Annotated in this window: 15 protein-coding genes, 7 tRNA genes and 3 pseudogenes; all 25 read left to right on the top strand. The window is 43.3% G+C overall.

Features of this window, described 5'->3' with window-relative positions; genetic code table 11:
* A partial coding sequence (locus AC075L_RS02725) for a saccharopine dehydrogenase family protein (protein WP_476387093.1) occupies positions 1–792 on the top strand: 792 nt, incomplete at its 5' end.
* The gene (nspC, locus tag AC075L_RS02720; protein WP_008708141.1) at positions 782–1,903 is read left to right on the top strand and encodes a carboxynorspermidine decarboxylase; all 1,122 of its coding nucleotides are present in this window, start codon (positions 782–784) and stop codon (positions 1,901–1,903) included. The genes AC075L_RS02725 and nspC, both read left to right, overlap by 11 nt.
* Before the next feature lie 34 nt (positions 1,904–1,937).
* Positions 1,938–3,041 carry an agmatine deiminase gene (aguA, locus tag AC075L_RS02715; protein WP_008708142.1) on the top strand — a complete coding sequence of 368 codons (1,104 nt, stop codon included), beginning with the start codon at positions 1,938–1,940 and terminating at the stop codon, positions 3,039–3,041.
* A gap of 101 nt (positions 3,042–3,142) precedes the next feature.
* Positions 3,143–4,020 (top strand): annotated as a pseudogene (aguB, locus tag AC075L_RS02710) (N-carbamoylputrescine amidase).
* A 199-nt stretch (positions 4,021–4,219) separates the two neighbouring features.
* Entirely contained in the window at positions 4,220–4,681 is a 462-nt protein-coding gene (locus AC075L_RS02705; protein ID WP_008708147.1) for a DUF1700 domain-containing protein, read from the top strand.
* 201 nt (positions 4,682–4,882) lie between these two features.
* Positions 4,883–9,580, top strand: a complete 4,698-nt coding sequence (locus AC075L_RS02700) for an isopeptide-forming domain-containing fimbrial protein (RefSeq protein WP_118566449.1) — start codon at positions 4,883–4,885, stop codon at positions 9,578–9,580.
* Positions 9,577–10,464, top strand: a complete 888-nt coding sequence (gene srtB, locus AC075L_RS02695) for a class B sortase (RefSeq protein ID WP_055053064.1) — start codon at positions 9,577–9,579, stop codon at positions 10,462–10,464. Before AC075L_RS02700 ends, srtB begins: the two co-directional genes overlap by 4 nt.
* 191 nt (positions 10,465–10,655) lie before the next feature.
* Positions 10,656–11,747, top strand: a complete 1,092-nt coding sequence (locus AC075L_RS02690) for a GntR family transcriptional regulator (protein WP_008708150.1) — start codon at positions 10,656–10,658, stop codon at positions 11,745–11,747.
* Positions 11,748–11,796: 49 nt separating this feature from the next.
* The gene (gene araA, locus AC075L_RS02685; protein ID WP_008708151.1) at positions 11,797–13,296 is read left to right on the top strand and encodes an L-arabinose isomerase; all 1,500 of its coding nucleotides are present in this window, start codon (positions 11,797–11,799) and stop codon (positions 13,294–13,296) included.
* 226 nt (positions 13,297–13,522) lie between these two features.
* Entirely contained in the window at positions 13,523–15,127 is a 1,605-nt protein-coding gene (locus AC075L_RS02680) for a xylulokinase (protein ID WP_173704478.1), read from the top strand.
* A gap of 444 nt (positions 15,128–15,571) precedes the next feature.
* On the top strand, positions 15,572–15,769 hold the full coding sequence (locus AC075L_RS02675) for a hypothetical protein (protein ID WP_022379894.1): 198 nt from the start codon (positions 15,572–15,574) through the stop codon (positions 15,767–15,769).
* 125 nt (positions 15,770–15,894) lie between these two features.
* Positions 15,895–16,206 (top strand): rhodanese-like domain-containing protein, encoded by a 312-nt coding sequence (locus tag AC075L_RS02670; RefSeq protein WP_025581338.1) that lies wholly within the window; start codon positions 15,895–15,897, stop codon positions 16,204–16,206.
* A gap of 261 nt (positions 16,207–16,467) precedes the next feature.
* Positions 16,468–17,011, top strand: a pseudogene (gene yfcE, locus AC075L_RS02665) (phosphodiesterase).
* A gap of 33 nt (positions 17,012–17,044) precedes the next feature.
* Entirely contained in the window at positions 17,045–18,196 is a 1,152-nt protein-coding gene (locus AC075L_RS02660; protein ID WP_055059933.1) for a THUMP domain-containing class I SAM-dependent RNA methyltransferase, read from the top strand.
* 50 nt (positions 18,197–18,246) lie between these two features.
* Positions 18,247–18,832, top strand: a pseudogene (locus AC075L_RS02655) (XTP/dITP diphosphatase).
* Positions 18,829–19,308, top strand: coding sequence for a metallophosphoesterase family protein (locus AC075L_RS02650; protein ID WP_025581184.1), 480 nt, complete (start codon positions 18,829–18,831; stop codon positions 19,306–19,308). Before AC075L_RS02655 ends, AC075L_RS02650 begins: the two are co-directional and overlap by 4 nt.
* A 441-nt stretch (positions 19,309–19,749) precedes the next feature.
* A tRNA-Pro gene (locus tag AC075L_RS02645) sits at positions 19,750–19,824 on the top strand.
* A gap of 35 nt (positions 19,825–19,859) precedes the next feature.
* Positions 19,860–19,930: transfer RNA gene (locus tag AC075L_RS02640), tRNA-Gly, on the top strand.
* Positions 19,931–19,951: 21 nt separating this feature from the next.
* Positions 19,952–20,025, top strand: a tRNA-Arg gene (locus AC075L_RS02635).
* Between the two features lie 5 nt (positions 20,026–20,030).
* Positions 20,031–20,104 (top strand) — tRNA-His (locus AC075L_RS02630).
* A gap of 9 nt (positions 20,105–20,113) precedes the next feature.
* Positions 20,114–20,185 (top strand) — tRNA-Gln (locus AC075L_RS02625).
* Between the two features lie 10 nt (positions 20,186–20,195).
* Positions 20,196–20,268, top strand: a tRNA-Lys gene (locus AC075L_RS02620).
* Between the two features lie 97 nt (positions 20,269–20,365).
* A tRNA-Leu gene (locus AC075L_RS02615) sits at positions 20,366–20,446 on the top strand.
* 98 nt (positions 20,447–20,544) lie between these two features.
* Positions 20,545–21,309 (top strand): hypothetical protein, encoded by a 765-nt coding sequence (locus AC075L_RS02610; RefSeq protein WP_055150503.1) that lies wholly within the window; start codon positions 20,545–20,547, stop codon positions 21,307–21,309.
* Positions 21,310–21,347: 38 nt separating this feature from the next.
* The gene (deoD, locus tag AC075L_RS02605) at positions 21,348–22,052 is read left to right on the top strand and encodes a purine-nucleoside phosphorylase (protein ID WP_025581186.1); all 705 of its coding nucleotides are present in this window, start codon (positions 21,348–21,350) and stop codon (positions 22,050–22,052) included.
* Positions 22,053–22,475 lie beyond the last annotated feature (423 nt).

Raw genomic sequence — 22,475 nt, 5'->3', positions numbered from 1 at the left:
GGTGTTACCAGTGTATTCAGTGCCTATGCCTTGAAGCATTATTTTGATGAAATCCATACCATTGATATTCTGGACTGTAACGGCGGTGATCATGGATATCCTTTTGCCACAAACTTTAACCCGGAGATCAATCTTCGAGAGGTTTCCGCAAATGGTTCCTACTGGGAAGACGGACATTGGGTAGAAACAGAGCCTATGGAATTTAAATCTGTCTATGATTTCCCTGAGGTAGGAAAGAAGGATATGTATCTTCTTCATCATGAAGAGATTGAATCACTGGCAAAAAATATTCCGGGAGTACAGAGGATCCGTTTCTTTATGACATTCGGACAGAGCTATCTGACACATATGAAATGTCTGGAAAATGTAGGAATGCTTTCCACCGCACCTGTGGAATTTAATGGACAGGAGATCGTGCCGATCCAGTTTTTGAAAGCTCTTCTGCCGGATCCTGCATCTTTGGGTCCGAGAACAGTGGGTAAAACAAATATCGGCTGTATTTTCACAGGTGTTAAGGACGGAAAAGAGAAAAGTATTTATATTTATAATGTATGTGATCATCAGGAATGCTATAAAGAGGTGGAATCCCAGGCAATCTCCTATACAACAGGTGTTCCGGCTATGATCGGTTCCATGATGGTAGTGACCGGACAGTGGAAGAAGCCGGGTGTATTTAATGTGGAAGAATTTGATCCGGATCCATATATGGAAGCACTGAACAAATGGGGACTTCCATGGAAAGTCTGCGAAGATCCTGAACTGGTAAAGGTCTGGAAAGCCAATGAAGATTAATCAACTGCAAACTCCCTGCTATGTGATCGATGAGAAGAAGATGCGGGAGAATCTGGAGATTTTGAAAAAAGTCCAGGAGGATACCGGGTGTAAGATCCTTCTGGCGCAGAAAGCGTTTTCCGGTTTTGCTCTGTATCCCATGATCGGAAAATATCTGGCAGGTACCACTGCCAGCGGTCTGTTTGAGGCAAGGCTTGGATATGAAGAGATGGGGAAAGAGAATCATGTTTTTTCCCCTGCTTACCGTACAGAAGATATAGAGGAACTGGATCGGATCTGTGACCATATTATCTTTAATTCCACAGCACAGCTGAAGAAATTTAAAGAAGTGTGTACCGGAGCCAGTCTGGGACTCCGTATTAATCCGGAATGCTCCACTCAGGGGGATCATGCGATCTATGATCCCTGTGCGCCGGGTTCAAGGCTGGGGGTTACCAGAGAGAACTTTGACGGGGAATGTCTGAAATGGATCGACGGACTGCATTTTCATACGCTCTGCGAACAGAATGCGGATGACCTGGAGAAAACATTGCAGGCGGTAGAGGAGAAGTTTGGAGAATTTCTGTCTGAGGTTTCCTGGCTGAATATGGGTGGCGGACATCATATTACCAGAGAGGATTATAATGTAAAGCTCCTGGAAAAATGTATTCAGCATATGAAGGAAACCTATGATCTGGATATTTATCTGGAGCCCGGGGAGGCTGTTGCCCTGAATGCCGGATATCTGGTGACAGAGGTTATGGACATTGTGGAAAATGAGATCAGAACGCTGATTTTGGATGCTTCTGCAGCCTGCCATATGCCGGATGTGCTGGAGATGCCCTATCGTCCGCCTCTTAAGGACAGCGGGGAAGCAGGGGAGAAGGCATATACCTACCGCTTATCTTCCTGCACCTGCCTGGCAGGAGATGTGATCGGAGATTATTCCTTTGACAGAGAGATCCAGATCGGGGACAAGCTGTATTTTATGGATATGGCGATTTATTCTATGGTGAAGAATAATACATTTAACGGTATGCCGCTGCCGGATATTGCGGTTATGCATGAGGACGGAGAGTGTGAGGTTATCAGACATTTCGGATACGAAGACTTTAAGAGCCGGCTTTCCTGATATCTGCCGGGCTATCAAAGAAAAGGAGACAGACATGGAAGTTACAGAGAAGAACAGAACAAAATATCGTATGCCCGGAGAATTTGAGCCTCATGAGGGATGTGTGATGATCTGGCCGGAACGTCCCGGTTCCTGGAATTATGGGGCAAGGGAAGCACAGAAAGCATTTGTGAAAGTTGCAGAGGCTATTGGAGTGAGCGAAAAGGTGTATATGCTGGTTTCCAAAGCTCAGATGGAGAATGCAAAGAATCAGCTTGGGAATGTTTCCGGTGTGACTTTGCTGGAATGCGAGACAGATGACGCCTGGGCCAGAGATGTGGGAGCAACCATGGTTCTGGATGAGAAAGGGGCGGTCTGTGGAGTTGACTGGCAGTTTAATGCCTGGGGAGGTACCTTTGACGGGCTTTACCGGAACTGGGAAAAGGATGACAGGGTGGCTGCCTTTATCTGCAGGACTCTCGGTTGTCCATGTCTGGATGCCAGACCTTTTGTGCTGGAGGGCGGTTCCATCCATTCTGACGGAGAGGGGACTCTGATTGTTACAGAGGCCTGTCTTCTGAGTCAGGGACGCAATCCTCAGATGAGCAGGGAACAGATAGAGGAACAGTTGAAGTACTGGCTCGGTGTCCACAAGATTATCTGGCTTCCATGTGGAATCTATCAGGATGAAACCAATGAGCATGTGGATAACGTGTGCGCTTTTGTAAGGCCCGGAGAGGTTGTGCTTGCATGGACAGAGGATGAGACAGATCCGCAGTATGCCATGTCTTTGGCTGATCTGAAGGTGCTGGAACAGGAAACAGATGCAAAGGGCAGAAAATTTAAGATTCATAAGCTTCCGATTCCTCAGAAACCGGTCTGCCTTACCCAGGAAGATGTGGATGGCTTTGTGTTTGAAGAGGGAGAAGACGAACGGGAAGCAGGAGAACGGATGGCTGCCAGTTACGTGAATTTCTATATTTCCAATGGAGGGATCATCCTTCCACAATTTGGGGATGAAAATGACAAAAGGGCAGTGGAGATTCTGCAGAAGTGTTTTCCTGAAAGAAGGATTTATCCCATTGATGCCAGAGCCATCATTGTTGGCGGTGGAAATATTCACTGTATCACCCAGCAGATTCCCGGAAAAAATATCTGACCTTGATGCAGAAAACTTTGAGAGTCATGTGTTTGAGGGTTATTACCTGAAAGTTATGAAAAAACTTACTTATGTAAACAGGAGCAGGAGGAACAGACAGGATGAGAAATGTAACAGTGGCAGCAGTTCAGATGAAATGCAGTAAAAGTGTGGAGAAAAATATTGCCCATGCAGAGGAACTGGTGCGTCAGGCAGCAGCAAAGGGAGCTGAGATTGTTCTTCTGCCGGAGCTTTTTGAACGGCCCTATTTCTGCCAGGAGCGCAGATATGAGTATTATGAATATGCGCAGACTGCAGAGGAAAACCCTGCAGTGCGTCATTTCAGCAGGGTAGCGGCAGAGTTGGGGATTGTGATTCCGGTCAGCTTTTATGAAAAAGAGGTCAATAATACTTATAACAGCGTTGCGGTTCTGGATGCAGATGGAAAGAATCTCGGCATTTATCGGAAAACACATATTCCGGATGACCATTATTATCAGGAAAAATTCTATTTCACACCGGGAGATACCGGCTTTAAGGTTTTTGATACCAGATTTGGAACCATTGGAGTTGGAATCTGCTGGGATCAGTGGTTCCCGGAAACGGCAAGATGTATGGCACTGCAGGGAGCAGAGCTTCTCTTTATCCCACTGCCATCGGAAGTGAACCCATCCTGGAATGCGACAGCATGGAACACTGGAGAAGATGTATGCAGGGACACGCTGCCTCCAACCTGATCCCTGTGATCGCTGCCAACAGAATCGGTGAGGAAACAGTAGAGCCATGTCCGGAAAACGGAATGCAGAAATCTGCTCTTAATTTTTACGGCTCTTCTTTTATCACAGACAACACAGGTGCTCTCTGTGCAGAACTGCCCGGAGGGGAAGAGGGGGTGCTTGTAAGCACTTTTGACCTGGATGCATTAAAGGCAGACAGACTGAACTGGGGACTTTTCAGAGACCGCAGACCGGAGATGTATGCAAAAATTGTCGGAAAATGACGAAAGCAGGAGAATCCGAGTGGATTTGCAGTGTTATTTCCAAAACGATATATGTGTTTATAAGAATTTCATAAAAAGTTTATGATTATATTAGTTGCTACCTGCGGTATATATGGTAAAATAAGAGTACGAACGTTACTGATAACGGAGAGAGCAGTAGAGTTTTGATATGTATTTCTGGCAAAATGGAGTGTAGAAGATGAACAGAAAAGAATTTTTGGAAATCCTGAGAAGCCAGCTTGCCGGGCAGATGCAGGAGGGCAAAGCAGCAGCACATATCAGGTATTATGAAGATTATATACAGTCTCAGGTACGTGGCGGACGTTCAGAGCAGGAAGTACTGCAGGAACTGGGAGACCCGCATCTGATAGCAAAAACTCTGATCGATACAGATGATGGAAGTACACAGGAAGATTACGGAGAGTATTCTTCTTACGGAAGTAGTTATGGCAATGAGACAGAGCTTCCTCATCAGCAGGAGAAAAGATGGAAAAAAGTAATCGATCTTTCTACCTGGCATGGCAAGGCTGTTGTTATTGCAGCGGCGGCTGTTATAATTGTTTTACTGATACTGATAATCGGAGTTGCGATTCCGTTTTTTATTATTCTTGCAATTATTCTTTATTTTCTTTCATGGCTGAAGAAAAGAAATGATCAATGAAAATCTGTGCAGGGTTTCAGAAAAGAAACCCTGCGCAGAATCTTAAAATCTTAAGTGTAAACGTTCTTGTTTCACGATATTAATTCCCCTTGAATATTTATAATCATACAATCTCAACTTATTTCTATTCTTTAATCCTGCCAGGTGCAGGGAAAAATCCCACATTCATTTTATATTTTTTGTTCGGAAAGGAGACGGAAAATGAAACACAATTTCAAACTGAAAGAACGCCTTGGAGCTTTGCTGCTTGCAATGCTTTTTATTCTGCAGGCAATTCTGGGGCTTGTGCCTGTCTGCGTAACTCAGGCGGCACCGTTAACTGTAGAAACATGGGACAGTGACAAGGTGGTAGATTATGGTTATCGCTTTAACATGAAGTTTCAGCCCGGAATTACCACATATGAATCTTTTGGGTGTGATAATCTGGACAGGGAAGCTTTTTCAGACAATGGAAAAAGTGAACGTGACACAGAGTGCGTTCGTGTAGGAGCGGACTATAAAGCCGGAAGCGCAGGGATGCGTTATAACAATGTAGGAAAAGATGGAAATGGAAATATTGTTGATGTCAGACTCATTCTTGTGGGGGTAGAGAATGCAGAACCCCGTTATGATCTGCGCACTGCAGAATCGATTGTTCAGAATAAAGGCGGAGCTACGTTTGCATGGAAAGATAATGAAGCTTATCCAATGGTTGGCTTTTCCAAAAACAGTATCGGTGTATTTATTTATTCTGTAGGATACGCAAAGGTTAAGTTTCAGTTTCTGAAGCATGGAACAGAAGAAACACTGCCGATCAGTGGCCATGGAACCATACGTGATATTGATGCGGGACAGGGAGTCCGTATTCCGTCAGACAGCAGTCTGGATAATGCATATGTTCTGAAAAACAATGATTATCTGACGGTAGATGGGAATTCTGTAAGCTCACCCCTTGGTTCCGTTGAGCCGGATGATCCGAGAGGATGGCTGAATCTTTTTTATAATACAGATAATTTTACGGTAGAATTCTGTCATCAGTTCAGACTGGATAAATGGGATAAAAGTCGTGAAGATGCCATTGCAAAAGCCGGTTCTCAGGAAAGATGGGCAGAGATTACAAGAAATAAATATCTGGATCCATCAGGCAACAGTTATTGTCCGAACTTTAAAGGACAGAAATACTGCAAAGCATATGCATATTTTGATTTTACATCCTATTGTTTCGGTGATGTTGAGATGAAAAAAGCGCCTGAGAAACGTGTGGGAGAGGCAAACTGTACATGGGAACAGGCAGCTGCCACATCAAAAGAAAAACCTTTTGGCATTCGTCAGGGACAAGAATTCCAGTATATGATCCGGGCGGAGGTGACACCCAATAGACTGAAATCCTTTGTGGTACAGGATATACTTGAGGATTGTCTTACTATAGAGGATGCATCAAAAGTCAGTATTGTGAATGATGCAGGGCAGACAGTGACAGACTGGTTTGATGTTGCTGTTGAAGGACAGAAAGTGACCTGCAGGGCCAAAGCAGAGAGCCTTCAGGATGAAGCATTTACAGATAATCAGACTTACACATTTACTTTAAAAGTACGCCAGAGACCGGAATCAGAAATTAACATTTCAAAATACCTTGCAGAGGATGGATACAGTATTCTTGTACCAAACCATGCATCCATGAGTTATGAACGTACAAACGGAAGCGGAGATACAATGGATACGGAAACAGTGTGGGTAAAGGGTGTGATTCCACCGGAACTGGAAGTAAAGAAAAATACTTCTCAGTATGAATGGAAAACGGGAGATATCATAGATTATGAGGTTCTGGTTTCTCAGACAAAACAGGATGTAAAAGCAGTAAATGTTGTTATTACAGACGAGCTTCCATCATGTCTGCAGTTTCTGGAAGGGCAGTATGCTGTAGAGACAAGTCAGGGAGGCGAGAACTGTACGCTTACCGGACAGGGAGAAAATGGATGGAAAGCAGAGTGTCCGTCCCTGAAGTATGGGGAGACGATCACAATCCGTTTTAAATGTCAGGCATCTGCGGATTCCAATGGACAGGAATGGGAAAATATTGTGACTGCAACAGCGGATAATCTGATCAATCCTGAGACAGGAGAACAGGAATCCAGAAAGGATATGGCAGAAGTATGGCCGAACAGTCCACAGCTTGAAATTGATAAAACAGCAGACAAATATGAATGGCAGGCAGGAGAGCAGGTAGCTTACCGGATCGTGGTGAATAATGTAACGGCAGGAACAATTGCAAAAGATGTAACTATTACTGATATTGGTCTGCCGCAGGGACTGGTTCTGGCAGGTGGTGCACAGAGCATGGAAGTACTGGGAGTTCAGCAACAGGTAAACTATCCCGTACCGGATAAGAAAACAGGACAGGCATATGAAGCGAGATCTGTGGATTCTCAGTTGAATGCAGATGAGAACGGATTTTCCTTTTATTGTTCTTATGTGCCATACAGTCAGCCTGTAACGATTATTTTCCATTGTATCGCACAGGAAGAGGCAAATGGACACGAAAGCGTAAATGCAGCAACTGTAAAAGCTGCTAATACAGATGAGAGATCTGATGATGCAGAAGTATATGTAAATTCAGGAGAATTCTGGATTGAGAAATCTGCAGATCATTATGAATGGCAGGTCGGAGAACAGGTACAGTACAATGTGGTGGTGGAGAATAAAAAAGCAGGTACAGTGGCCCGGAACGTAACTGTCTGGGATACCGGTATGCCGGCAGGACTTGCGCTTTCATCGGCAGAGGATGTATCGGTAAGCGGAATCCCACAGAATATTACGCAGCTGACAGCAGGGACCAAAGATGTTTTGAACCAGCTCAATCCGGAATTTTATAATGAGACATCAGAGAAACCGGTGAATTATGAATTTCTTCAGGAGGGAAGCGGATGGAGACTGAACATTTCAGATCTTCCGGCAAATACTCCGGTTATGATTTCTTTCCTTTGCACAGTTGCGGAAGCGGCAAATGGAATGGAAAGCATTAATGTTGCCAATGTGCAGGCGCAGAATGCCCCTGTTTCACAGGATGACGCAGAAGTGTATGTAAATACAGCAGTTCTTTCTATTGAGAAAAGTTTTCAGAATCCATATCTGGCAGCCGGGGACGGACGTGCGGAAAATGAATTTCGGGTAGGAGAACAGGTGAATTATCAGGTTACGGTTAATAATCTTCAGAAGGGATCTATCGCAAGAAATCTTGTGATCAGTGATCTTTCCCTTCCTGAAGGGCTGGCTCTGGACGGAGCTGAAGATGCTGTTACTGTAAGCGGTGTTCCGGCTGTTATTCAGAATCCGGTGGCAGGAACTGATGATGCAGGAAATCAGCTGAATCCGGAAAATTATAAAGAAACAGTGGAAAAACCGGTCAGCTGTCAGGTTACACGTCAGGGAACCGGATGGATCGTGACGATTTCAGATCTTCCGTATCAGACACCTGTGACTGTTAATTTCCGCTGTACTGCGCAGGAAAGCGTAAATGGGATGGAGATTGTAAATACAGCACAGGCGTATGCAGATAATGCACAGAAAGTAAAGGACTCCTCAAAAATCTGGGTGAACTCGCCTGTTCTTAACGTAGAGAAGACGACGGACAAACCATTTTACAAATATGGTGATATTATTACATACCGCATTGTCCTGACACAGGAGCAGACCGGATGTGTGGCGCGTAATGTTACTCTGCAGGATGTGATCGATACTCAGGGAGTACGTCTTCTGAAGGATTCGGTGATTCTGATGGATGAGAAAGGAAATGTGGCAGATGCTGATGTACAGATCAATGATGATAATACTTTCCTGATGTCAACAGGCAGGACACTGGTCAGGGACAGCAGATATAGTATCTGCGATAATGATAAAGGCGGTCTTTTTGAGCAGGTAATGTATAATCCTCTGGACTGTCAGGAACAGAAAAGTATGATCGTGGAATATCAGGCAGCAGTGATTGATGCAGCCCTGGCAGGACAGAAAGTGCACAATACTGCAGTTGCAGACAGCAGTGAAAAGATACCTGCAACCGGGGAAACAGAGACAGAGGTACACAGTCCGATTCTGGAAATTGTGAAGGAATCAGATAAGAAAGAGTATGCGTCCGGTGAGAAAGGATACTATAAGCTGACAGTAAGACAACTGCGTGAGGATGTCACAGATCAGAATATTGTTATCGAAGATAAACTGGAAACCCAAGGGGCTTCTATTGTAAAAGACAGCATTTTTGTGAAGAAAAACGGCATAGAGCTGAAAGATGCCAAAATAGAGGCAGATGATACAGGATTTGTAATTCAGACAGGAGCATCGTTGTCAGATATGGATAAAATTGAAGTCTGCTATGAAGTGGTATTTAAAACAGAAAGCACAGAGCCTGAAAAAATTGTAAACACAGCGAAAGCAAGAGGAGATATTTCACCGGAAATTGCGGCGCAGCAGGAGGTATATGTGAAAACAAAAGCAGAACCCACTGCCACACCAACACCGTCTGCAACACCGAAACCAACAGAAACACCAAAGCCGACAGAGACACCAAAACCTACAGAAGTACCGAAACCGACGGAGCAGCCAAAAGCCACACCAACACCATCTGTACCGGGAACCTGCCCGAAAATGACTCCTGTACCGACGAAAGCACCGTTGGCATCTTACAATGGTGGAAATAATGGAGGCACAACTTCCGGAAACGGAGGCAGCAGTTACGGAAATTCGGGTGGATACGGAAGCTATCAGGGTGGTTCCATGGCAGGAAGTTCTAAAACAGGAGATGTCAGACCGTTTAAAATGATGGCTGTTCTTGGACTTATCGGAATGGGACTGCTGACAGGAGGTGTGGTGATCTACAGAAGAACTGTTTCCGGGAAAAGAAATATAAAGGGTATGCCGCGGAAATGAAAAAACTCAGAACATTTGCAGTAAGTATGATCATAGCAGCAATTGGGCTTCTTATATATTGTGCCGGCTTCTATATAAAAAGTTATGAACAGAATCTTGCAGCAAGGCAGGAATATGCAGAGCTTTCCAAAATGGCAGGGGTGAAGAACAGAGCAGGTGCCGGATTATTGGCAGATGGCAAAAAAACTGATGAAGACAGCAGTACAAAAAACAGTGAAAAAAAACGCAGGAAAAAACAGAGAAGATCTTCTGAATCAAAAAACAAAAACTGTACAGATGAAATCAGGGAATCCTTCGGGATTTCCTGGGAAAATTTAAGAAAGATCAACTCTCAGACAGTTGCCTGGATTACTGTCCCGGGAGCCGATATTTCTTATCCTGTAGTTCAGGCGGCAGATGATGAATATTACCTGAAACATAATTTCAGAGGAGAGGAAGATCTGTTTGGATGTATTTTTCTGGAACATGACATAAAAAAGAATTTCACAGATTCCCACAGTATTCTTTACGGGCATAATATAGAAGGTAATATGATGTTTGCAAATCTGAACCGTTATGAACAGCCTGAATTTCTAAAAAAATGTCCTGAAATTGAGATCACAACACCAAAAAGAAAGTTTCTGTACAAAATTTTTTCTGTGGAACAGGCATCTTCCCAAAGCCCGGCATTTGAATATGGATACAAGTTATCCAGTCCTGCATACAGGAGACAATTATCTATATTGAAAAATAATTCCATGTATGACACAGGAGTAGAGCCTGATGAAAGGGAGAGAATGGTGACTCTGATCACCTGTAATTCACGTCTGGATAAAGAAATACGTATGGCGGTACATGGGATTTGCCATGAATGTTATGGTATAGAAAAAGCTGAGCCGAAGTGATGTTGAAATCAATCGGATATTGGTAACTTTCGTAAAGGATGAACTGTTACTGTTCACACATCACTATCCCTCGAGGTGTTTTGGAAAAAACTAATGAAAAATCTCTCGATATTTTGTATAATTTATGCATAAAAAACAACTTGTTCGTACGTGCGTACAAGTTGTATCCTAAATACAGGAGGGAAGAAGACATGACAGATAATGGAAAGCCGAAATATTTCTCACTGATGGAACAGCTTAGAAGTGATATTATGTCAGGAGCTATCCGACCGGGAGAGAAGCTTCCTTCAGAAAACGAGCTTTCACAGAAATATTCCTTGAGTAGACATACAGTTCGTAAAGCACTGGGAATCCTGGAGCAGGACGGATATGTAGAGGCATTTCACGGAAGAGGTACTTATTGCTCTGAGAATATGCGCCATATAAAGAATTCAAAGAATATTGCGGTAGTGACCACATATATTTCTGATTATATTTTTCCGAGACTGATACAGGGAATGGATAATGTCCTTTCAGAAAGCGGTTACAGTATTATCCTGAAAAACACAGCAAACAGCAGACAGAAAGAGGCCAGATGTCTGGAGGAACTTCTGAAGAAAGATATTGATGGACTGATCATTGAACCAAGCAAAAGTGAGATGATCTGTAAACACAGAAATCTTTATCAGAATCTGGATAAATTTGAAATTCCGTATGTGTTTATTCAGGGAATCTATTCAGAAATGAGGGATAAACCTCATATTCTTATGGATGATGCACAGGGAGGCTATCTTGTAACAAAATATCTGCTGGAACTGGGACATAAAAAGATCAAGGGTTTCTTTAAGGCAGACGATATGCAGGGACTGGAGCGCCACAAGGGATATGTGAAGGCCTTACAGGAGTCAGGGATTGCCTATGATCCTGATGATGTTGTCTGGTTTCATACAGAGGACAGGAAAGTAAAACCTGCACTGATGGCAAAAGAAATGGTACAGAGCGGACAGCTTCCGGATGGAATCGTCTGTTACAATGATCAGATTGCTGTTCAGGTTATGGAAGAACTGGAGAAAATGGGAGTCAGGATACCGGATGATATTTCCATTACCGGTTATGACAATTCACTGTATGCTCAGCGAGGAAGCGGAATCACAACGATAGCTCATCCGCAGGAAAAGCTGGGAGAAATGGCAGCAGAGCTTATACTTGAGAAGATCAACGGAGTTCCTGAAGAAGAAAGTAAGGTTGAAAGACTGATTTATCCGGAACTGATCATACGGGGATCATGCAGAAAAATATTGTAAACAAATGAAATAAATAAAAAATAAAAATAAATCCGGGAGGAATTTTATCATGAAAACAGGAAGAAACTATAAGTTCTGGTTTTGTACAGGTTCACAGGATCTTTACGGAGATGAGTGCTTAAGAAAAGTTGCTGAGCATTCCAGAATCATTGTTGAGGAATTAAACAAGAGTGGTGTTCTTCCATTTGAATTAGTATGGAAACCAACACTGATCACAAACGAACTGATCCGTAAAACATTTAATGAGGCAAATGCAGATGAGGACTGTGCAGGTGTTATCACATGGATGCATACTTTCTCACCGGCAAAATCATGGATTCTTGGTCTGAAAGAATACAGAAAACCGCTTTGCCATCTTCATACACAGTTTAATGAGGAGATTCCTTATGATACCATTGATATGGATTTTATGAATGAAAACCAGTCTGCTCATGGCGGTCGTGAATATGGTCATATTGTTACAAGAATGGGAATCGAAAGAAAAGTTATTGTCGGACACTGGGCAGATAAAGATGTTCAGGAAAGACTTGCTTCCTGGATGCGTACAGCAGTTGGTATCATGGAGAGCAGCCATATCCGCGTATGTCGTGTAGCAGATAACATGAGAAACGTAGCTGTTACAGAAGGTGATAAAGTAGAAGCACAGATCAAATTCGGATGGGAAGTTGATGCTTATCCTGTAAATGAGATTGCTGATTATGTAAAAGATGTAGCTAAAGGTGATGTAGATGCGCTGGTAGATGAATACTACAGCAAATATGATATTCTTCTTGAGGGAAGAGATCCGGAAGAATTTAAACGTCATGTAGCAGTTCAGGCTCAGATTGAGATCGGATTTGAGAAATTCCTGGAAGAGAAAAATTATCAGGCAATCGTTACACACTTTGGAGATCTGGGTGCTCTTAAACAGCTTCCCGGACTTGCAATCCAGAGACTTATGGAAAAAGGCTATGGATTCGGTGCAGAAGGCGACTGGAAGACAGCTGCAATGGTTCGTCTGATGAAGATCATGACAGCTGGTGTAAAAGATGCAAAAGGAACTTCCATGATGGAAGACTATACATATAACTTTGTACCTGGAAAAGAAGGAATCCTTCAGTCTCATATGCTTGAGGTATGCCCGTCTGTCGCAGATGGTAAGATCGGCATTAAAGTATGCCCGCTTTCCATGGGTGACAGAGAAGATCCTGCAAGACTTGTATTCACAAGCAAGACAGGCCCGGGTATTGCAACATCCCTGATCGATCTTGGAGACCGTTTCCGTCTGATCATCAACGATGTGGAATGCAAGAAGGTTGAGAAACCGATGCCGAAGCTTCCTGTAGGAAGTGCATTCTGGACACCACAGCCAAATCTTAAGACAGGTGCAGAAGCATGGATCCTTGCAGGCGGAGCCCACCATACAGCATTTTCCTATGACCTGACAGCAGAGCAGATGGGTGACTGGGCAGCAGCTATGGGTATTGAAGCTGTTTACATTGATAAAGATACAAATATTCGTGATTTCAAGAATGAACTGAGATGGAATGAACTTGCATTCAGAAAATAATAATTTTTGTAATTAATACAGAGGCTGTCATATCAGGCTGAAATTAACTGCCTGGAATGGCCGCCCTGAGAAGTTTAAAGTAATAAAAAGTATGTTAAAACCGTAAAATTTCCATGGTAAAACAATAAAAGAAATGCAATAATATTGGTGTACAAACAATATATGATTATAGATTGTCGAATGATCTGTAATCATAAATAACAGAGAAACAGGGAGGTACATAAAAATGGGAGCAGCAGAAGCAAAAGCAGCGATTCTCGCTAACAAAACAGCGCTTGGTATTGAATTTGGTTCTACCAGGATCAAAGCAGTACTTGTAGATGATAAAAATCAGCCAATCGCATCTGGCGGTCATGAATGGGAAAATCGTTATGAAAACGGTGTCTGGACATATAGCCTTGATGATATCTGGACAGGCATTCAGGACTGTTATCAGGATATGGCAAGGGATGTGAAGGCAAAATATGACATAGAACTGGAATCTGTAGGTGCATTTGGCGTCAGCGCCATGATGCATGGATATATGCCATTTAACAAAGAGGGAGAACTTCTTGTACCATTCCGTACATGGAGAAATAATATTACAGGGGAAGCCAGTGAAAAGCTGATGGAGCTGTTTAATTACAATATTCCTCAGAGATGGAGTATCGCACATCTGTACCAGGCAATTCTTAATGGCGAGGAACATGTAAAAGATATCGATTATATTACAACTCTGGAGGCTTATGTCCACTGGAAACTGACAGGAAAGAGAGTTCTCGGTATCGGTGACGCAGCAGGTATGTTCCCGATTGATACCACAAAGGCAGATTACAACCAGGAGATGGTTGATAAATTCGATGAACTGGTTGCTCCTTATGGATTCTCATGGAAACTTCGCGATATTATGCCGAAAGCCCTTGTTGCAGGTGAAGATGCCGGTGTTCTTACAGAAGAAGGTGCGAAACTTCTCGACGTAACAGGAAAACTGAAAGCCGGAATCCCGATGTGCCCTCCGGAAGGTGATGCAGGAACAGGCATGGTTGCCACAAACAGTGTAGCAGTACGTACGGGTAATGTTTCCGCAGGAACTTCTGTATTTGCCATGATCGTTCTGGAAAAAGAGCTTTCCAGACCTTATAAAGAAATTGATATGGTTACCACTCCGTCCGGACATCTGGTAGCTATGGCTCATTCCAACAACTGTACTTCTGACCTGAATGCATGGGTAAATATATTTAAAGAGTTTGCAGAAGCTATGGGTATGGAAGGGGATATGAACAAACTGTTCGGAACCCTTTATAATAAAGCACTTGAAGGAGATCCGGACTGTGGCGGACTTCTGTCTTACTGCTATTTCTCAGGCGAGCATATGACAGGCTTTGAAGAAGGACGCCCGTTATTTGTACGTTCTCCTGAGAGCAAATTCAATCTTGCAAACTTTATGAGAACCAATCTGTATACATGCCTTGGAGCCATGAGGGTAGGTCTGAACCTTCTGTTTGAGAAAGAAAATGTAAAAGTAGACCGTCTTCTTGGTCATGGAGGATTATTCAAGACAAAAGGCGTAGGACAGCAGATTCTGGCAGATGCTGTCAATGCACCGGTATCTGTAATGGCTACTGCAGGTGAGGGCGGAGCGTGGGGAATCGCACTTCTTGCTTCTTATCTGGTAAATAAAGAAGAAGGTGAGACTCTGGAAAGCTTCCTTGATAATAAAGTGTTTGCAGATCAGGAAAGCAGCACACTGGATCCAAAACCGGAAGGTGTGGCTGGATTCAATGCATTTATGGACAGCTATATGAAAGGTCTTTCTATTGAAAGAGCAGCAGTAGAGTCTGAAATCTGGTAAATGTTGAGAAACAAACTGTTTGCCGGCGCATATGAAAATGAATAGGAAAAGAAGAATATAAAAAACAGAGCAGCATCGCAGATCATGAGACCGGCGATGCTGTTTTTTGCAGTTTTTCTGAAATTGTTATCAAGTGATTCGCAGCCGAATAAATACAAAGAGAAAGCCCCGGCAGGGGAGCTGCCGGGACTTTCAAGGGGAGTATAAATAATTAAATAAGGGGTTTATGTAAAAAAAATTTTTGAAGGGTAAATTCTTTTTACAGCTATGATTATAATATAGCTTGGTGAAAAAAGCAACATATTTTGATGAATATTCCCCCCGGTTTTTGGGATAATAGTCAATGTGAAGCACTTTCAGCGATGAAGTGTGGAAGAAAAAAACCGGATTTTGCAGAGTATCAGGAGATCCGGGCAGATAAATCTCATCAGGAGGAAAATAATAATGGCAAAAAACTATGAATCTGAGAGTAAAAACAGCAGAAATTACACAGGAACTTCAGATAAGAACAGCTATGGCAATGAAATGAACCATGCTGGTAATGCAAAAAACAGTGTGAAAAGCAAAAACGAGACAGATTGTAGAAGTAAAGCAAAAAATAAAACTTCCCAGTCTTACAGCTCAGAAGAAGACAGATATTGATTGGATCAGGAGGGGGAAATGCCCCTCCTGATCTGCTGTGAGCCAATTTATGTGTCGGCTGTTTTTTGTCAGGCAGTGGCACATCTGTCCCTGATATCATATGATATAACAAAAAGGAGTCTGCCATGTTTCCGGTGGAAACGATTTCTGCAAAAATGCTGGATTATTATGTGGGCCGAAGGGACACGTTGATCATAGATCTGAGAGAAAAAGAGTCTTATATGCACAGTCATGTAAAAGGAGCCGTAAACATGCCATATGGAGAAATAGACGGATATACAGCCTTTCCAAAAGGGAAAATACTGGTTCTGTACTGCGACAGGGGCGGGGCAAGCCTTCTGCTTGCAAGGCAGCTTGCAAAGCTTGGGTACTGTACCAGGTCTGTTATAGGCGGTTTTGGAGCATATCGGGGAAGAAATCTTGTAATTTCGCCATAAGCATGATAAGGTGTAAGAGAAAAAATACGAACCGGTATATCTTCAGGTTATTTCAGAAATCAATCTGTCGGCATACCTATTGTGCCAACAAGTTGATTTCTCGAACAATCTTGCGTCTAAATTTCTTATTTCCGCGTTGTCGTCGGTCGCCGTAGCCACCGCTACGCCTCCTTCCTCCGCCTTGAAATAAAAAAATTTATCCTGCAAGATTGTTTCAAGAATCAACTTGTCGGCACACTATAAAAGAGGAGACACAAAACTATGAAATATATGTTTGCATCAGATGTCCATGGTTCTGCATACTACTGCAGAAAAAATGCTGGATGCCTATAAAGAAGAAAAGGCAGAACGCCTGGTACTGCTGGGCGATCTGCTCTATCATGGCCCGAGAAATGATCTTCCCAGAGAATATGCTCCCAAACAGGTCATTTCCATGCTTAATGACATGAAGAAAGAAATTTATGCTGTACGTGGGAATTGTGAAGCTGAGGTCGATCAGATGGTCCTGCAGTTTCCGGTTATGGCAGACTACTGTATTCTGAACCTGGATGGAAGAACCTTTTATGCCACACATGGGCATATTTACAATGAAAATAATCTGCCTCCAATCCAGGAAGGAGATATTCTGATCCATGGACATACCCATGTACTGAAAGCAGAGCAGAAAGAAGGCTATGTACTTCTCAACCCGGGTTCTGTTTCCATTCCAAAAGAAGGAAACCCGCCTACATATGCGATCTTTGAGGACGGTGTGTTTACAATTAAGGATTTTGAGGGAAATATTGTTAAGAGCATAGAATTATAGGGAAGTCCCATCTACATATAGAAAGGATAAAGAATGGAAAAATTTGAACTGATCGCTCCATGTCATTTCGGTATGGAAGCTGTGCTGAAACGTGAGATCCTTGATCTGGGCTATGAGATTACCAAAGTAGAGGATGGAAAAGTAACATTCGAGGCAGATGCACAGGGAATCGCAGATGCCAATATCTTTCTGCGTTCCACAGAAAGAATCCTGCTGAAAGTAGCAGAAGTAAAGGCAGAAACCTTTGACGAGCTTTTTGAAAAGACAAAAGCCCTGCCATGGGAAAATTATATTCCCAAGGATGGGAAATTCTGGGTTGCCAAGGCCAATTCTGTGAAGAGTAAGCTCTTTAGCCCGTCTGATATCCAGTCCATTATGAAAAAAGCCATTGTAGAGCGTCTGAAGGGCGTATACGGGGTGTCCTGGTTTGAAGAGGATGGGGCAAGCTTTCCTATCCGCGTGGCATTTATGAAAGATGTGGCCACGATCGGTATTGATACCTCAGGGGTATCTCTGCATAAAAGAGGATATCGTAAAATGACAGTGAAAGCTCCGATCACAGAAACACTGGCATCTGCTCTGATCATGCTTACGCCATGGAATAAAGACAGGATTCTGGTAGATCCTTTCTGCGGAAGCGGTACCTTTCCTATTGAAGCAGCAATGATGGCAGCAGATATTGCACCCGGCATGAACCGTTCCTTCCTTGCTGAGGAATGGAAGCATCTGGTTCCGAGAAAATGCTGGTATGATGCAAATGAAGAGGCACAGGACAGGATAAATCTTAATATTGAAACAGATATCCAGGGCTTTGACATTGATCCTGAGGCGTTGAAGGCTGCCAGAGCTAATGCAAAAATGGCAGGTGTGGACAAGCTGATCCATTTCCAGCAGAGAGCGGTAAAAGATCTCCGCCATCCCAAACCATATGGATTCATCATCACAAACCCTCCTTATGGGGAACGACTGGAAGAAAAAGAGAATTTAACTCAGCTTTATCGTGAAATCGGGGAAAGCTATGAAAGGCTTGACAAGTGGTCCATGTATCTGATCACATCTTATGAGAAAGCGGAGAACGATATCGGGCGAAAAGCAGATAAAAACCGTAAGATCTATAATGGTATGCTTAAGACCTATTACTATCAGTTCCTTGGACCACGTCCACCAAAGAAAAACCGTAACTGAGTGTTTCTGTAATTGCGAAAAATCAAAATAAAAAGAGGATACAAAGGATTATGAAAAAAATAATTTTTGCTACCGGAAATCAGGATAAAATGAGAGAAATCCACGAGATCCTTGCAGATATGGATGTAGAGGTTGTTTCTATGAAAGAAGCGGGAATCCATGCAGATATTGTAGAGAATGGTTCTACTTTTGAGGAAAATGCTGTGATTAAGGCGAAGACAATCTGTGAACTGACAGGGGAGATCACTCTGGCAGATGATTCCGGTCTGGAGATTGACTATCTGAATAAAGAGCCGGGCATTTATTCTGCCCGTTATATGGGAGAAGATACCTCATATCATATCAAAAATGCAAGTCTGATAGAGAGACTGAACGGAGTTCCGGACGAGAAGCGTACTGCAAGGTTCGTATGCGCCGTTGCAGCGGCTTTTCCGGATGGAAGTGTAAAAACAGTGCGTGGAACAATGGAAGGCCGTATAGGCTATGAGGAGAAGGGAGAGAACGGCTTCGGCTATGATCCGATCTTCTACCTGCCGGAATATGGATGTACTTCTTGCAGAGCTTTCCGGCGAAGAGAAAAATAAGATCAGCCACAGGGGAAAAGCATTACGTGCCATAAAGGATGAACTGAAATGAAGGTACTGATCGTCAGCGATACTCATGGACAGGATGAGAATCTGGAAGAGACAGTGCTCAGAGAAGCTCCCTTTGATTATCTGATCCACTGCGGGGATGTGGAAGGCAGAGAGATTTTCATTGAGGCACTGGCAGAGTGCCCATGTACGATTGTCGCAGGAAATAATGACTTTTTTACAGACCTTCCCTATGAGGAAGAGGTTACTCTGGAGGGACATAAGATACTGGTTACACATGGACATCATTATTTTGTGTCCCGGGATTATGATAAACTTGTTGAGAATGCGCAGGCTAAGGGATGTAAGATTGCAATGTATGGTCATACTCACATGCCTGTGATCGAGAATGAGGATGGGATTCTGATAATTAATCCCGGCAGTCTTACCTACCCGCGTCAGAGAGGCCGCAGACCAAGCTATGCAGTTATGCAGATAGAAGAGGGAAAAGATCCTCAGGTCGAGATCAGATACCTCTGAAAAATTATTTAACTGAATCAGGTAAGTTACTTGCGGAGGTTGCGAATATCCGCCTGACTCATCTGACTGTATATTTTTGAGGTATTGTTGATCGGATAACGGCAATACCTCTTTTTACAGATACGTGACAGTAAAAGAATAGAAGAAAAATTAAAAAAGTTAAGATTTTTTTATTGTGCAAAAAAAATATTTTTTTACAAAAAATCTCAAAAACCAGTAAAAAATCCCTTTTTGCGAACAAAAAAAACAATTTTTTCGAAAAAAGTGAAAAGCCCGCAAAGCCTTGTGTTTAGCGGGTTTCAGGGACTTTTTGAGGGATAAAAAATCGCTTTTTTAAAAAAAATCAAAAAAAATTGAAAAAAGGTGTTGACATTTGGGGTTGCTTAACATATAATATGTCTTGCGTCGGACAACGAAGCACAAATAAATAAAGAAAAACAGCGGGGTGTGGCTCAGCTTGGCTAGAGCGCCTGGTTTGGGACCAGGAGGCCGCAGGTTCGAATCCTGTCACCCCGACTGCTGTAACAACAACATTACCGTTTCAGCGAAATGCGGGTGTAGTTCAATGGTAGAACACTAGCCTTCCAAGCTAGATACGTGGGTTCGATTCCCATCACCCGCTTCTCTGTATGTACAGAGAGATGTGTCTGTAGCTCAGCTGGATAGAGCAACGGCCTTCTAAGCCGTGGGTCGGGGGTTCGAATCCCTTCAGGCACGCTGTGGTGGGTATAGCGCAGTTGGTTAGCGCGCCAGATTGTGGCTCTGGAGGCCCAGGGTTCGAATCCCTGTATCCACCCTTCGCCTTTGGGCTATCGCCAAGCGGTAAGGCACAGCACTTTGACTGCTGCATTCGCTGGTTCGAATCCAGCTAGCCCAGTCTTTTATATGGAGCATTAGCTCAGTCGGTAGAGCACTTGACTTTTAATCAAGTTGTCCGGGGTTCGAATCCCCGATGCTTCATTAATAGCGGAAATCTTCTGTGAGGTTTCCGCTATTTTATTGCTTTTGCAGAGTGCGAGAATGATTTTTCAGGTACACTCTGAGAATATGAGAAAATGCGGATATGGCGGAATTGGCAGACGCGCTGGTTTTAGGTACCAGTGGGCTTCCCGTGCAGGTTCAAGTCCTGTTATCCGCATTCAGAAAAGTACCGGTTAAAACGGTGCTTTTTTTGTTTTACAGACATAGTTTTTTGTTGTATAGTTAAGTTATAAACAGGACAGGGAGATTTTGACTATGGATATACAGAAATTTCAGCAGAAACTTACAGAGGTGTGTGAACTTGGAGAGAAGAATGGCAAAGTGTTGAAACCGGAACAGATAAAGGAATGCTTTGGCGAACTTGATCTGGACAAGTCACAGCTGATCAAGATATTACAGTATTTAAAATTAAAAGGTATTTCCATTGAAGGTGCGGAGGAGATTTCAGCAACATCTCAGACCGGCCCGGAAGAAGTATCCGAAGAAAAAGAAGAAAAAGTTCCTCTGACAGCGGAGGAAGAGGCATATCTGAAAGAATATCTGGAAGGTCTTGAAGAACAGGAGCAGGGAGAGAGAAGTGCGGAAGAACTTTTTGAACTGCTTTCAAAGGGAGATGCTCTGGCACAGGCAGAGCTGTCACAGAAGTATCTGCATGCAGCAGCCGAAATGGCGGTTGAAATGAACTGTGAGGAGATTTTTATCGCTGATCTGATTCAGGAGGCAAATATAAGCCTTCTGATGGCTCTGGGAGAGGAAGAACCGGAAGAGAAAGATGAGAAATGGCTGCTTGGACGTATCCGGTGTGGGATCCGCCATGCTATCGAGGAGCAGACACAGAGGAAATTTGAGGATGACTATCTGGTAGCAAAGGTGGAGAAGCTGGAAGCGGCAGTCCGGGAACTTACAGAGGATGAAGAGGATGAAAGTTCAAAGTTCAGTGTAGAGGAGCTGGCAATCATTCTTGATATGGATGAAGAAGAGATCAGGGATGTGCTGCGGCTTACAGGTGATGATAAATAATGCAGTGATGTAGCATTACGGGAAAGGAGAGGGTGATTATGAGTATTCCAACACCACACAACAGTGCAAAGAAAGGTGATATTGCAAAGAAGGTTCTGATGCCGGGAGATCCGCTGCGTGCGAAGTATATTGCGGAGACATATCTGGAGAATCCGGTATGTTTTAACACAGTGAGAAATATGTTTGGTTATACCGGAACTTATAAGGGTGAGCAGATATCTGTCATGGGCAGCGGTATGGGGATGCCGTCTATGGGTATTTACAGTTATGAGCTTTATAATTTTTATGATGTAGAGAAGATCATCCGTATCGGTTCGGCGGGCGCGCTGCAGGATGATGTAAGCGTAATGGACGTTGTGATCGCTATGAGTGCATGTACGGATTCAAATTATGCAAGCCAGTATCAGCTGCCGGGGACTTTTGCTCCTACAGCAAGTTATGAACTGGTTGCAAGGGCAGTAGAGGTTGCGAAGGAACAGGGTACACCGGTTCGTGTGGGTTCTGTTGTATCTTCAGATGTGTTCTATGGAGATAATCCGGAGAGTTCGAAGGCATGGAGAAAGATGGGGGTTCTCTGTGTGGAGATGGAGTGTGCGGCGCTGTTTATGAATGCTGCGAGAGCCGGTAAGGAGGCACTGGGGATTCTTACGATTTCGGATCATGTTTTCAGGGACGAGGCAATTTCTGCGGAGGCCAGACAGACTTCATTTAACAGGATGATGGAGATTGCTTTAGGAATTTAAAAGATAATCCTGGTATAAAAAGGTTCTTTGGCTGGTATGTGGGAATGCTGGTCAGAGGGCTTTTTTTAATTCAGTAGGGACGCGTCAAAAAATATTTCATTTCATGTGCGGTTTCGGACACTAAGATATTCTAAGCCGTCAAAAATCTGCTAAAAGCATGAGCCATCAAGGACAAACTCGCTTCGCTCAGACAGTGTCCTTGATGGCTCATAACGCAGATTTTTGGCGGCCAAGAATATCTAAGTATCCTGCAAATGCACATGAAATGAAATATTTTTCGACGCTGTTTTTTCATATGGAATGAATTTTGACTACGTTACTGAGAACGGAGCGAACAGTAACTCAGCAACAGTTAATGACGACTGTTCTCAAGAAGAGCGATTGAAAAATTTCCCATATTGTGTTAATATCAAAACAATATGG

The organism is Blautia sp. ZXY-1-B12 (genome assembly GCF_056339915.1).
Note: the sequence above shows the minus strand (reverse complement) of the source record. Positions and strands in the feature narration are given on the sequence as shown.